Origin of the sequence: uncultured Methanobrevibacter sp. (assembly GCF_902769175.1) — an archaeon.
Taxonomy (GTDB): Archaea; Methanobacteriota; Methanobacteria; order Methanobacteriales; family Methanobacteriaceae; genus Methanobrevibacter.
Window position 1 is genome coordinate 61841 of the sequence record NZ_CACXNW010000002.1, and the last position, 13471, is coordinate 75311.

General features: G+C 29.5%; 13 protein-coding genes. 3 read left to right on the forward strand and 10 right to left on the reverse strand.

Annotated features, from left to right (window positions below; genetic code table 11):
• Nucleotides 1–24: 24 nt before the first annotated feature.
• From QZV12_RS01030 to eif1A, 8 genes are all read right to left on the reverse strand, one after another.
• Nucleotides 25–1254, reverse strand: coding sequence for a hypothetical protein (locus tag QZV12_RS01030; protein ID WP_295615831.1), 1230 nt, complete (start codon nucleotides 1252–1254; stop codon nucleotides 25–27).
• A 260-nt stretch (nucleotides 1255–1514) separates the two neighbouring features.
• Nucleotides 1515–1718, reverse strand: coding sequence for a hypothetical protein (locus QZV12_RS01035; protein WP_295615835.1), 204 nt, complete (start codon nucleotides 1716–1718; stop codon nucleotides 1515–1517).
• A 188-nt stretch (nucleotides 1719–1906) separates the two neighbouring features.
• Nucleotides 1907–2179 carry a metal-sensing transcriptional repressor gene (locus QZV12_RS01040; RefSeq protein WP_295615838.1) on the reverse strand — a complete coding sequence of 91 codons (273 nt, stop codon included), beginning with the start codon at nucleotides 2177–2179 and terminating at the stop codon, nucleotides 1907–1909.
• 330 nt (nucleotides 2180–2509) lie between these two features.
• The gene (locus QZV12_RS01045) at nucleotides 2510–3610 is read right to left on the reverse strand and encodes a DNA topoisomerase IV subunit A (RefSeq protein WP_295615841.1); all 1101 of its coding nucleotides are present in this window, start codon (nucleotides 3608–3610) and stop codon (nucleotides 2510–2512) included.
• A gap of 4 nt (nucleotides 3611–3614) precedes the next feature.
• Complete coding sequence (gene top6B / locus QZV12_RS01050) at nucleotides 3615–5387, reverse strand: DNA topoisomerase VI subunit B (RefSeq protein WP_295615844.1); 1773 nt, start codon at nucleotides 5385–5387, stop codon at nucleotides 3615–3617.
• Between the two features lie 757 nt (nucleotides 5388–6144).
• A complete protein-coding gene (locus QZV12_RS01055) occupies nucleotides 6145–6744 on the reverse strand; it encodes a KH domain-containing protein (RefSeq protein WP_295615847.1) in 600 nt (199 codons plus the stop codon).
• A 439-nt stretch (nucleotides 6745–7183) separates the two neighbouring features.
• Complete coding sequence (locus QZV12_RS01060; RefSeq protein WP_295615851.1) at nucleotides 7184–7960, reverse strand: serine protein kinase RIO; 777 nt, start codon at nucleotides 7958–7960, stop codon at nucleotides 7184–7186.
• Between the two features lie 144 nt (nucleotides 7961–8104).
• Complete coding sequence (gene eif1A / locus QZV12_RS01065; protein ID WP_295615854.1) at nucleotides 8105–8410, reverse strand: translation initiation factor eIF-1A; 306 nt, start codon at nucleotides 8408–8410, stop codon at nucleotides 8105–8107.
• A 470-nt stretch (nucleotides 8411–8880) separates the two neighbouring features.
• On the opposite strand from eif1A, the gene glp reads away from it, so the two are divergent.
• The 3 genes from glp to QZV12_RS01080 all read left to right on the forward strand — a co-directional run bounded on the left by glp (nucleotide 8881) and on the right by QZV12_RS01080 (nucleotide 11225).
• Nucleotides 8881–10125 carry a gephyrin-like molybdotransferase Glp gene (glp, locus tag QZV12_RS01070; protein ID WP_295615857.1) on the forward strand — a complete coding sequence of 415 codons (1245 nt, stop codon included), beginning with the start codon at nucleotides 8881–8883 and terminating at the stop codon, nucleotides 10123–10125.
• A gap of 186 nt (nucleotides 10126–10311) precedes the next feature.
• A complete protein-coding gene (locus QZV12_RS01075) occupies nucleotides 10312–10782 on the forward strand; it encodes a GyrI-like domain-containing protein (protein WP_295615860.1) in 471 nt (156 codons plus the stop codon).
• Nucleotides 10783–10925: 143 nt separating this feature from the next.
• Nucleotides 10926–11225: a hypothetical protein gene (locus QZV12_RS01080; protein WP_295615863.1), complete on the forward strand. Its 300-nt coding sequence runs from the start codon at nucleotides 10926–10928 to the stop codon at nucleotides 11223–11225.
• Nucleotides 11226–11358: 133 nt separating this feature from the next.
• On the opposite strand, the gene QZV12_RS01085 is transcribed toward QZV12_RS01080, so the two are convergent.
• Together QZV12_RS01085 and QZV12_RS01090 are read right to left on the reverse strand one after the other, a co-directional pair.
• Nucleotides 11359–12663, reverse strand: coding sequence for a TldD/PmbA family protein (locus QZV12_RS01085; RefSeq protein ID WP_295615866.1), 1305 nt, complete (start codon nucleotides 12661–12663; stop codon nucleotides 11359–11361).
• Nucleotides 12664–12723: 60 nt separating this feature from the next.
• The gene (locus QZV12_RS01090) at nucleotides 12724–13425 is read right to left on the reverse strand and encodes a phosphoglycolate phosphatase (protein ID WP_295615869.1); all 702 of its coding nucleotides are present in this window, start codon (nucleotides 13423–13425) and stop codon (nucleotides 12724–12726) included.
• Nucleotides 13426–13471: the final 46 nt, after the last annotated feature.

Consider the following 13471-nt stretch of genomic DNA (forward strand, 5'->3'; position numbering starts at 1 on the left):
TTTTGTTCTAGTTTTAATTGCAGTTTAACCTACATAACCTGCGACAAGACCACTTCTATCAGTTTCAACCAAATGACCTTTAGACAATAATCCAATTTTCTTATAAATTTCAGCAAGCAATCTGGCAACAGTTGTTTTACCAGTTCCTAGATTACCTGAAAATACCAAATGCAAAGACATGTCCGGTTGCTTTATGCCTCTTTCTTCCCGGATTTTTCTAATCTGAATAAGGTTTATTAAGGAATTAACATCACTTTTAACATTTTCAAGACCAACCAGATTGTTTAATTTTGCTAAAATATCCTCTAAGCTTTCTTCTTCAACAGTTTCTTCAGCTTCCTCTTCTGCCTTAGTTTCAGCATCCTTTTCATCATTGGCATCTGAATTTTGATTATTTTTAAAAGCGTCAGGTACACTGTCTAAACCTTTTTTAAATTTATTCAATGAATTATTATCCAAGTCATATTTTGACTCATCACCATCATTTTCATCAAGTTTTTTGCTGGAGAATATGTCATTTAAAACATCCATATAATCAGTGTTAAATGAAGATCCATCAGCAAACATATCATCATTGATAATCTTTAAATTCTCTTTTGAGATTACATCCTTAAACTTATCATAATTAATTATATCTTCCAATAATTCGGTGTTCAATGCATTGCCCATAAGCTGATAATTATAAGTCTTTAAATCATCTAAATTACGTCTTAAATTAATCATATAATTATCAAAAGCAGTTTTCAAATCACCACAATTATTAGAAGCATCATCTGAATCTTTGCTAGAATCATTATTTGAATTGTCTTCCAAATTAAGGAATTGTTGACCTATTCCCCCATAAATGTTAAATAATGATTCAACTATCTCTCCAGAGTTAGGATTCCTGTTTTCCTTAACATATTTGTCAAATTCATAAAAAACAATGAATGATGAAGGCAAGGAGTCTTCATAATCATCAAAGGAATCAGATGATAAATTATTTAAAAGATCATCTTTAGAGAAGTTTATGTCTAAAATGTAATTAATGAAATTCAACTCATCATCACTGATTTCCCCATCATTAAGACCTAAATAGCTTAACCAAAGAAGTATATCATTAAATAAAATAGAATCAAGAGTTACATTATAATTCTCTTTTGCATAGTTCCATAAAGGTGCAGAATCTTTATTTAAGATATTAGAAGATTTTTTTGAAAAATCATTAATTTTTCCAATGAGACTTTTTAAAAGCTTGCAATCTCCATTGTCCATATTATTCCCCCTAAACAAATTTAAATAAAAGGAGTCTAAGATATCATCTTAATAAATAATTATATATTTTAACTAATAATAAAATTTTCTAAATTAAGATTGTGTTGAAAATTAAAAAAAGTACATAATAAAAAAACATAAAAAGAATTTAAAAATATAAAAAAAGAATTTTTAAAAGAATTAGTAAAAGAATTAGTAAAAGAATTAAAAAATGATAAAAAAAAGAATTAAATAAAAAAGATAAAAAAATTATTAGAAATTTAAAGCATATTTTTTGATTTTAGAATTATTTCATCTGGTTTTTCTATTTTTACTTTTGATTCATCAGAGCTTTGCATTTCTACTCTTGAGTCTCTATTTCTTTCCTTAAATTTTCGATATATTATTCTAAAGAACAGATAAAAGATAAAAATATAAAATACAAAAATCAATATAATCCATTGCAATACTTTTAGCATATCCATTTTATACCCTCCTAACTTTTAAAATAATAAATCCTGAATTCTTTTTAGGAAATATTTTAATTGATTTCAACCGAATCATAAAAATTAATTTATGAAGTATAGGTATACCCTTATGGGTATACGACAAATTTGAAAAAAAATAGATTAAATTCTTTATGAAAAAATTCTAAAACCATAAAGAATTTAACCTATATTCTTGAATAGTATTCTAATATTGTAGAGACATCATTTAAAGCCTCATCACTATCTCCAGCTTCAATTGCATTCTTAATACAATTTTCAAGATGCCCTTCTACTATAATATAACCTACTTTGTGTAAAGCAGATTTAGAAGCATTTACTTGCATTAAGATATTCTCGCATGGAATATCTTCATCTATCATACGATCAATTGCATTCAATTGACCTATTATCTTTTTAATTCTTCTATGAAGATTATCAGAATCCATACATTGTTTCAAAATTACACCACCAAAATAATTGATATACCTATTAGGGTATACCTATATTAGAGTTGAACTTTTTAGTATATAAATGTTTCGTGAAATTGAAAATATTGAAAAAAAAAAAATAATCTAAAAAATTAAAAAAATCTAAAACAAAAAAATACAGATGAAAATAGTTTAAATTAAAAATTAAAAAAAAAAAACAGCGGTAAAATACTGATTAAAAAAAATAGTTTAAAATTAAAAACTTGAAAAATAATAAAAATAAGATAATTAAAATAAGATAATTAAAATAAGATAATTAAAAAAAATAAAATAATTAAATTAATTAAAAAATTAATCTAATTATAATTGACCAAATTGTCTTAATTTTTCTGGGAAATATGTATCTACTACATATTCAAGCCCATATTTGGAGAAAGATTGCTGTTCTGCTTTTTTACCTATCTTAAGCATTTTCTTAATTTCGGTTTGCCAGAACTCAGTTTGATACCTTGGGTCTTTTGAAAGCTCTTTCAATCTTAAAACGTCGATATCTTTCAATGGATCAGTTGGAAGATCATATTCAATGATGTCAGTAGCGGTTACTCCCATAAATTTAGCATCAGGAGTAGCCAAATCATGATTTACATGAGCTAATTTTGCACTGCCAGAAATAATTACCTGGCCAATGTGGAATCCCCAAGGGTCTCCGTCGTTACAGATATATACAGGAAGGCCTAATTCTTCATTAACCCTTTTAATAAATCTTCTTGTAGCACGAGCAGCTTGACCTTTAAGTCCTACAATCAAACAATTGAATTTCTTATAAGCATCCTCTTGAACTAACCTGTGGAACATCCCCATGGTTTCCACTGCAAGTACAAAGTCAGCGCCACAATCCAATAGTTCAACTTGGTCAATGGTTGGAGAAATGGTATAACCTGATTTACCAGCTCTTGAAGCGTTGATTTCATAATCTCCATCAAGCAAGGTAATGTCACCATATACAGATGCACCGTCTTCCTCTGGCATTAATCCTAAATCTTCACGGGTAGCACCTAATGCAACTTCCAAGTCTTCACCTACAATGTTAGACTCTTGCTGGTTATTGAATTCAATACCCCAACCTTCTGAGATATAATACATTTCCCTGATAGTTGCGGTTTTGTCTCTTAAAACCAAATCCTTACAGAAATTAGCAACATATACCATTTGACCTAATTTTCTGATTTGCTTTACATTACCAAGTGACCTTTTACCAAATCTGTCACCAAGAATGTAGTAACGTTTATCTTGATCATATACAATATTACCAGTTCCTCTGGAAGGAATTCTTAAGGTAGGAACTTTTTCTTTTTCAATGTCTTCTATAATTTCCTGACCAAAAGCCTTGAGTTTATTAAAGGTATATTGTCTTCTTTGCTCTTTGTGAGTATGTTTATGAGTAGTAGTTTCTTCAGACATCTAATCATTCCTCCTGGTCTTCTAAGTCAAATAATGTAGATTGTTCATCCTTTTTGGATTTTCTTGGCTTTTCATCATCAAATAATGCTTCATCCAAATCAGATTCCTGAACCCTATCCTTACGGCTTGAATGTTCCTTGTCTACTACATGACCAAATTCGTCAAGCTCTTCAAGTAAGGAGTCTACGTAATCTTCCTCTTCTTCCTCTTCTTCAATTTTTTCGCCCATCAATTCTGCTAATGCTCTTCTTGTAACCTTAGCAAGAACCGGTTTATAATCTGGAACACCAGTTTCAGCAAGTGCTGCTGCTTCTTCAATAATAACAGGAACATAATCTTCAAATATCTTGGATCTCATTGCTTTTTCCTTTGCAGCCTTTTTGGATCTGATATGTCTTTGAAGTTTCCTTGCAATTTTCATGGTAGCTTGTCTAATCTCATGAACAATCTCTGGCTCTGGTGCAATACTTTGCTTACCAGTGGATAGATAAGGAACTTGAGTTGAAATGATGTTTACAAATAAGGTTAGTGGAGTATTGTCTAAATCCCTTAGACCGTATCTTCTCCAGTCAATGGATCTTAATGATTCTGTAATTGCACAACTTCCTGCATCAAAGGTCAATGGAACCCTATTAGCAAACCTTAAAATCTCGGATTTTCTTTGTTCATTTACAATTCTACCTGCATCTCCACCATAAGCAATACCCGCTTCGACGATAAATGCAACCCCACCTTTATAGGTGACAGGGCTTCTTGTAATTGTAGTGATGAATTCAGGCTTTAGGATTAATTTCATACCCTTTTCAATTTGCTCTTCACCAATAGGAATAAGTCCTGAAGTAGGAGGAGCCATGAATTTCATTTTGCTGAATGCTTCAACCATAGCTTCCGCTTCTGCCCAAGTCATGTTTTTTGGACGTCTTTTCATATCAATACCAGTGATTTCTTCAAGCTCCTTAATTTTCTTAGCAGACATTCTTGACAAATTGGTAGTCAACATGCTTTTGTAGTTTCTCTTATCAGTGGCTTTTGCAATATGGGTGATATCGTCAGCAGTTACACCTTTAGGGTGAGGCAATACTTCTTTAGGCAATACAGGGACAATTTCTGCTGCTCTTTTAAAGATGTATTTATGTCCTTTAGGATCTCTAAAGGTAATTTTTGCATGTGGGTTAGCAATCATGGTTCTACGAATGTACTCAAATGCACCTTGTTCAGCTAAGGAGTATGATACTTCCTTGAATTGAAGCTGGATACAAACACCAGTGCTTTCTGGAGTGAAATATTCTGTTTTGATAACATCCCCAACATTGTTTTTCACATCCATCTTAAATTCCATTTTGACTCCCTTGAGCTCACCTTTTTCTTTCCAACCGGAAATTACATGGGTAGACTCACCAGTAGTCATTTGGGATAAAAGCACACAACCACTACAACCTAAACCTTGTTGTCCTCTTGATTGAATGTTTCTGAATTTAGAACCTGCAAACATCTGACAGTATACTTGAGTTACAAATTCTTCTGGAATACCTGGACCATTATCTGAATGCCTTAAAAGATAATGTTCCTTTCCTAATTGCTTTAAATCAATTCTGATTTCCGGTAAGATTCCTGCTTCCTCAGCAGCGTCGAAACTGTTTGTAATCAATTCGTGGAATACAATAGTTAAAGATCTTATTTTACCGGAAAATCCTAACATCTGTTTATTTTTTCTAAAGAACTCTGATGGAGTTAATTGGTCAAAATTCTCAAAGAGTTCTTGTGCTTGTTGAGACAAATAAAACCTCCTTTACATATTTTTAATTAATTTAAAAATTAATTAAAATAATAATACTATAAAAAATTTTCCTCATTAAATATATAAAATTATTATTTTTAAAATGGTAATGTATTAATAAAATTATAAATTTAATAAAAATCATTTTAAATAAAATGAAAATTTTATTAAAATTAAACAATAATTAGTTTTATGGAAATTTTTTAAAGAAAGATGAAAAAATTACTAAAATTTTAGACAAAGTAATAATGAAAAAATTATAAAAGTGTGTCAAAACCATAGTAAATACAACACTATATATACATATGTACTTGAAAGTATATAAAAGTTTTCAATTAGTATAAAAATTTTAATAAAAATCTCACCACATACCATAAAAAAATAGGCTAACTATAATTAAATTACATCCCATCAAAAAATTTAATATAAAAATGTTAAACCATACATATATCTTTAATGAAAAATAACAATTAATTAAGAAAATTGATTCGAAACAATAAAAACATTTTCAAATTGTAAAAATAAAAATTTATTAAAATATTAAATAAAAATGAAATTTTTAATTAAAATCTAAAATTAAATTAAAAGCTATAATTTAATTAAAAGTTATAATCTAATTAAAATCCATAATTCGAAAGATAATTAAAAACAATTAGTGAAAAAAGAAAAAGAAAAAATAAAGAATAAATAATAAAAGATAAGTGATTTTGAAAATAAGAATAAAAAATTAAAAAAAAGTAAAAGGAAAAAATTATTTTTAATCTAAGTCATCACGGAATTGAATCTCATCTCTTTCTATTCCAACAACTTCCTTAAATTCTTTCATTTTACGTTCGTTTTTCTTATTTTCTAAAAATGAATAGACAGACTTATGTCTTGATCCATTAAGAATCATTTCAACTGCCTCTTTAGCGACCATAACATTTTCAAGTTCACCAATCAATGAAACAGTTTTTCCATAAATAGCCATATCCACTTCAGCCATATCAACAATTATTTCTCTTGTTTTCCCATCTTTTCCAATAATCCTACCTTTATATCTTGCCATAGCCTTTTTGGATTTTCCAACATACAAAGGCAATTTAATTATTTCCAAATAAGTATCATCTTTATTTAATTTTAATGCCACTCGAGGATTGAATCCACGAGCAATAGCTTTTACAATATGATTTGCTTTCCATACACCAAGAGGATCTTCCATATTTTCATCAGGATAAATAGCTACGGTACATTCCTCACTATCTATATCTAAATGAGTATTGGTTGCATTTTCTATTAATTGTTTGGTTTCACCTTTTGTTCCAATTAAAGCACCTACTCTATCTGCAGGAACTTTAAGATATTCAGTTTCCGGCAATTCATTCACCTCTTTGATTCTTAAATATAAATTCACTTCGTTTAGCTGTCGATTAAAACAGCTTTAAATAAATTATTGAATATCCGATTAATTCTAAATTTAATTCTAAATTAATTCAAAATAAATTCTAGATTAATCCTAAATTTAATCTTTAATTAATTATAAATTAGTTATAATTTAGTTTATAATTTAGTTTTTATTTTAATTTATAAATTAGGTTATATTTTAATTTATAATTTAGGTTATAATTTAATATTTATAATCAGATTTAATAAATATTTTGATAAAAAAATCTAAAACAAACATTTTAATTAATTAGAACACTCTATGGAAACCTTTAGGAACATTAAAAATATTTATTTAATATTTATAAAAAATAGATTTCCTAAGAGCATTTGAAAACTAATATTCAAATTAGTGTTTTCCTATTAAATATCAATTAGTCCTTTATCAATCGATTGGTCAAATCTTCAATGGAAGTATCTACACCCATCTTTGAAAATTCAAAGCTAATGTTCTTCATGTCTCTTTCAAGGAGTTCATTTGCAATTATATGGTCTTTCACAACAGATTGGGAAACATCAATAATTACAGGTTCCTCATCAAAATTGAGAATATTATAACTTGACAAATCACCATGAATCAAATGAGCCTTATTTATGAACCTATCCATTTGATCCACTAACTTTTCATAAAAGTCATTTGGGTCTTCAGGGGGAAGGTTCTTGACAGTTGGTGCAGGATTGCCATCTTCATCACCAATAAATTCAATGATTAGAACATTGTTCAAGCTGGTTATTGCTTCTGGAACATATACTCCAGCATCCTTAAGCCTTGTCAGATTACGAAACTCCTTGTTAACCCAATTGTTAATCAATTGTCTTTTATTGCTTGATCTAACATTAAAACGTGGGTCTCCTGCAATGTAATATTGCATTTTCTTAAAATCAGAAGTAGCTATCCTATAAATCTTTACAGCAACAATGGAACCATCCTCTTTTATTCCCTTTAATACATTAGCTTCCTTTCCAGTACTTATTGCACCATTTAAAACGTCTAAATGTCCTTGATTAGCTAATTTGTAAAGGACTTGCAATGTTGCCTTGTCAAAGATTTCACTAGATACCTTCCTATCTTCAGAATCCTTTATTCTCTTTTGTGAAATCAATTTTTGAATTTCTGCATCAGCTTTAGCTACTCTTGGATTTTCTTCCATAAAAACACCATTTTAAAATTAGAAAATTCGACTAAAAAAAGTTTTTGAAAACATAAAAACAGAAAAATGATATAAATAGAAAAATAATATTTAATAAAAAAAGGATAAATAAGGTAAAAAAAGTAAATATTGCATTTACTGAATTTACATAGTTAAATAACCTTTTCTTTCAAGCCAATTGGATTCGGTTCTTGTGTATCTCCAAATTACATCCGCTTTTTCATAAGATTGGAAATCCCATGGTTTTACAAGAACTACATCACCTTCACGTATCCAAATTCTTTTTTTCATTTTACCTGGAATACGTGTCATTCTGATATTTCCATCAGCACATCTGACTTTAATTTTTCCATGTCCCATAATCTGTTCTACTACTCCAGGAATTTCACCTTTTTTTGGAGTTCGAACTCTTCTATATTCTTGTTGTTGATTATTTTGTGGTTTACTCAAAAATTCTCCTCCTACAGATTCTCCAAATTATTTATAACACATCATTTTCATAATAAATTAATAATTTATGAATTAAATTAAACAAATATTAAATATACTAATTTTTAAATTAAAATAATTTGTCTTGAAATAAATTAATATACTGATTTGCATTATAATTTTTATAAAATAATTTTTTAATTTAAAAATTTTTAAATAAAAATATTGTCTAAAAGCAAAGTTAATAATTTATTATTATATATTATATATTTCTTAATATAAATACTAACAAGATAATTTATAAATCTTTCCAATTTTTTGATGAAATTTTTACACAAATATATACACAAAAATATATAATCTAATATATATTAAAATACATATTATAAATAAAAAACTTATTATAAATTATAAAAAAGGTTAATGCATTCAAAAGAATGAAAAACATATTATAATTATAAAAAGCATTAATAAATTCATAAGGTTATAAAATGGGTGTAGAATTTTTAAAAATCAAAGGAGTAGACGAAGCAAAGGAAATCATTAATGAAAAATTTAATGAACTCTATACTCCACAATCTGAAATCATTGATATTTCAGAAAGCAACAATAGAATAACATTTAGCAAAATCGAAAGTGAAATTGATTTTCCACCATTCAATAGATCATTGAAGGACGGTTTTGCAATTAAAGCTGAAGACAGCTACGGTGTTAATGAGGAAAATCCTAAAAGGCTTAAGGTCATTGACTTTTTAGAAGCAGGTTCATTTAGCGATAAAACTGTTGAACTTGGAAAATGTGTTGAAATCAGTACAGGTGCACCAATTCCAGAGGGTGCAGATGCAGTGGTCATGGTAGAATTCAGCAATAAGCCTGAAGACAATAGCGAGCTTGAAGCAGATGAGATTGAAATTTTAACAAGCGTTACACCTACCCAAGATATTGGCCAAAAGGGTTCAGATGTAAAGAAAGGACAAACAATCCTTGAAGAGAAGATAGTTCTTAATCCTCCTAAAATAGGTGTGATAGCAGCTCAAGGAATAGATAAGGTGGAAGTCTATAAAAAGCCTAAAGTTGGAATTATCTCAACTGGAAATGAATTATTGACTAATCAGGAAGAATTAAAGCCTGGAAAAATCTATGATGTTAATAGTGAAATGATTAAGGCTGCAACTGACAATTGTGGAGCAGAAGGAGAATGCTTAGGCATTGTTAAAGACGTTTATGATGATTTAAAAACAAAAATTCAAGATTCCTTGGAAGAATGTGACATTTTATTATGCTCTGGAGGAACTTCTGCAGGTGTTGGAGACAACATAAGACATATTCTTGACGAACTTGGAGAAGTTCATATCCATGGAATTACAGTCCAACCTGGAAAACCAACCATTCTTGGAGTGGTAAATGGAAAGATAGTCATTGGCCTTCCGGGAAATCCAGTCTCAGCAATCGTAATATTTAATGTATTCGTTGCTCCAGCAATTAAGAAATTAGCTGGATTTAAGGATGAAGAGGAGCAAAAAACAGTTAAAGGAACTTTGGCAAGAAGAATCCATTCACCGATTGGAAGAATGCAATATCAATTGGTAAGAGTTGAAGGAGATACTGTTTATCCTATTTTCAAGGATTCTGGAGCTATTTTCTCTCTTGCAAGTGCAGCAGGATATACAAAAGTTTCTAAACAGACTGAATTGCTAGAGGAAGGAGAGGAAGTTGAAGTGATTTTGTTTAATTGATTGTTATGCAATTAAAAAAAAATCTATAAATTCAAAAAATCAAAATAATAGAATTAAAAAAAACTCTAAAATTCAAATAATTAAATAAATAGAATTGAAAAAATACTTCTCCTAAAATTCAAAAAACAAATAAATAGAATTAAAAATTATAAAATAAATATTAATTATCATGCTTAAGGTGTAATCATGGAAATTATAGAAAAAACAATAGAAGACCAAAAAGTAGCTATCATGAATTATAAAGGTTCTTTAAATGATATGGAAGTTTTGATTGGTAAATTAAGCGGTTGGATTGAAGTTGAAGAGATTGAAACCATTGGAGACTTATTTGCCATATACTATAATAATCCAAGAACAGTTAAAGAAAACGAAGTTGTTTATGATGTAGGAATTCCAATCAATCCAGAATTAGACCCTGATGAAACTGAAGAAATAAGAATAGTGACTCTCATTGAACATAAAGTATTATCTGGAATGCATTATGGAAGCTTAGATAACATCCAAGAAACCTATAACATCATGGCAGAATACTCTGTAGAAAACAAATATGATATTATAGGATCCCCTAAGGAAATTTACATTAAAAACAAATTTGAAGTTGAAAATGAAGAAGACATGATAACTGAAATTCAATTGCCAGTTATTAAAATGGGATAAAAGTAAAAAAAGACACAAATGGGATAAACCACCCCATAAATCTTAAATTAAAAACTATTATAAAATGGGATAATCCAACCCATAAATCTTAAATTAAAAACTTTTAAAAAGAAAAAACACAAACTGCTAAAGGATATGATAAAATGGCCAAGGAAAAAAACACTCAAAGATTATCTGCAAAAGAAGAGAAAAAACTTAATGAAAAGGTAGATAAACTAATCGAAAAGAATTTTGCAGATTTTTCATCTCAAGACCAATTAGAAAACTTTATCCAAGATGCTTTTGATAAAAAAGTCTCTAAGTTCAATAAAAACTTAAAGAAAAGAGAAAAGGAAATCAATCAACAGGTTGCAAAAGCATACAAAACAGACACCAAAAGAATAGACAGAAAAATGAAGGAATTGGATAAAAAAGTCAATTTAAGATTTAAGAATATTGGATAAAAACAGAAAAATTTATCATATCCAATCAAATATAAAAAAAGTAAAAAATTTGGTCAAAGGTTTTAACACCTCTGCCAAGTAAAAATATTTTTTCTCCATGTTTGCGTTGCCGAAAGCAACAGAAAACTGGGGATTAATTACCAACAATCCTTACATCATGCAAGAGCAATTTAGGAACAATAAATGATCCTCTTTGCTTTATCTCATCACCTACAGCTATAGCATCACCTAATAAATCATATATATTACCAGAAATCATAGCTTTTTTAATAGGTTTCCTTACACCATTATCCAATAGGAATGAATTGCTTGCTTCTACTGAAAAGTCACCAGTAATTTGATTTGCAGTATGTGCTCCTAAAACATCTGTGACTAAAAATGCATCATTGATTTCAGATTCCAAAAGGCGATTCTTAAAATCAAAAATAATATTTGAACCGCTTACAGAAGGGGTTCCTGCATAAGAACCTCTAAATCCATTTGCAGTGCTTTCTACACCATCCTTATTTGCAGTGTAAATATCATAGAGATAAGCTTTTAGAATTCCATCTTCAACTAAAGCAGTTCTTTTGGAAGCAGTTCCTTCATCATCACAAACAGCAGAACTTAAACCGCCTTCAACAGTACCATCATCAAAAATGGAAAGATTTTCAGAGACTATCTTTTCACCGATTTTCCCAGCAAGTCTTGATCTTCCTCTTTGAACATTATCTGCACTGAACCCGCTCATGAAAATTGACAATAAGCTAGTGACTGCATGATAATCCAAAACAACATCCTTATTTGAAGTTTCAATATTCTCTCCTCCTAAAGAGGATTTTGCTAAATCACAAAGGTCTTCAGCTAATTTGATTCCATCTAAATCATAAAAGCAGGAAGAAGTTGAATCATAAGCAGTTGCCAAATCATCATCTTTTATGGCATTGATGGAAACACCTAATGAAAATCCAGTAGACTTGTCATAAGCTTCCACACCATTAGAATTGACAATCAATGCTTCCCCTTCTGCTGCAGAAAATCCTCCAGAAGTTGTTTGACAACCATGATCATCAATGCAATTCAAAACAGCCTTTAAGGAACTTGTAAGTTCATCCAAATCAAGTCCCCTGAATTTCTTATCAAAAGTGCCCTTGACTTTTGGCAATTTTTCCACTTGAGCAAAAGAGAAGTTTTCATCCTTAGAATTGAGCTTAGAGTTTAAATAAGCATTTTCACAAGTTTTTGCAATCTCATTCATATCAGAAGTGAATGCAAATCCAACTGCTCCATCCTTAATAACCCTTATTCCGATTCCTAAGCTAATTTCTTCTTTAGCAAAATTCAAGTCAGTCTTTTGAGAGTCCAACTGCAATAATTCAGTGTTTTCCAAATAAATTTCATAATCATCAGAATATTTTGAAATTTCCCTTTTTGCCTCTTCAGCCAATTCATATATCATATTATCACAAGTAAATTTAACAGTAATTCTTATTCATAGAATAAAATTTAACAGTAATTCTTATTCATTGAAAACAAATTTATCAATAGCTTCAGCTACACCGTCACCATATTTTTTTTCACAGACATAATCAGCCAGTTCCTTAAGCTCATCAGAGGCATTGGCCACTGCAACCTTAAATCCTCCAGCTGCTAAAAAATCAATGTCATTTTCACTGTCGCCAATACACATGATGTTTTCAATATTATAATCCAAAAGTTTAGCCAATTCCACTAGTCCAGTTCCCTTATCCACATCAGGGTCGGTTAAATGAAGTGCGAATCCACTATCATAAACTTCCACATCAAAATCCTTTAATAATTCCTTAAGTGGTTCTGAATCCATATTCTTATAGAAAGTAATTTCAGAAACCCTTGCATCAGCACCCTCTACAATTTTAAATGGTATTTCATCTCCAAACTTATCATATAAAAAATCATATGCCTTTTGAGCTTTAGAAATATCTCCTAAAACAATTACCGCATTGTTATTATATCCATCTTGATAAATGACTCCACCATTTTCACAAACCAAACCACCACTGGTTCCAACTAATGTAGCAACTGCATATGCAAAATGAGATATGTTTCCAGTTGCAATTATTACCTGAATGCCAGCAGCTTCAGCTTTACGTAGAGCATCCAATGCACTATGACAAATTCTTCTTTTACCATCTGTAATTGTTCCATCTACATCTACAGCGATTGCCTCTATTTTAACCATAAAACCACTTTATAATATTATAAACTTATCCAATTATCTAATCAGC

What these genes read in the sequence shown, in the direction of transcription:
- QZV12_RS01060 (WP_295615851.1), bottom strand. Translation starts at nt 7,960, where the DNA reads ATGGAAGAAAATCCAAGAGTAGCTAAAGCTGATGCAGAAATTCAAAAA.
- QZV12_RS01090 (WP_295615869.1), bottom strand. Translation starts at nt 13,425, where the DNA reads ATGGTTAAAATAGAGGCAATCGCTGTAGATGTAGATGGAACAATTACA.
- QZV12_RS01045 (WP_295615841.1), bottom strand. Translation starts at nt 3,610, where the DNA reads ATGTCTGAAGAAACTACTACTCATAAACATACTCACAAAGAGCAAAGA.
- QZV12_RS01080 (WP_295615863.1), top strand. Translation starts at nt 10,926, where the DNA reads ATGGCCAAGGAAAAAAACACTCAAAGATTATCTGCAAAAGAAGAGAAA.
- glp (WP_295615857.1), top strand. Translation starts at nt 8,881, where the DNA reads ATGGGTGTAGAATTTTTAAAAATCAAAGGAGTAGACGAAGCAAAGGAA.
- QZV12_RS01030 (WP_295615831.1), bottom strand. Translation starts at nt 1,254, where the DNA reads ATGGACAATGGAGATTGCAAGCTTTTAAAAAGTCTCATTGGAAAAATT.
- QZV12_RS01085 (WP_295615866.1), bottom strand. Translation starts at nt 12,663, where the DNA reads ATGATATATGAATTGGCTGAAGAGGCAAAAAGGGAAATTTCAAAATAT.
- QZV12_RS01075 (WP_295615860.1), top strand. Translation starts at nt 10,312, where the DNA reads ATGGAAATTATAGAAAAAACAATAGAAGACCAAAAAGTAGCTATCATG.
- QZV12_RS01035 (WP_295615835.1), bottom strand. Translation starts at nt 1,718, where the DNA reads ATGGATATGCTAAAAGTATTGCAATGGATTATATTGATTTTTGTATTT.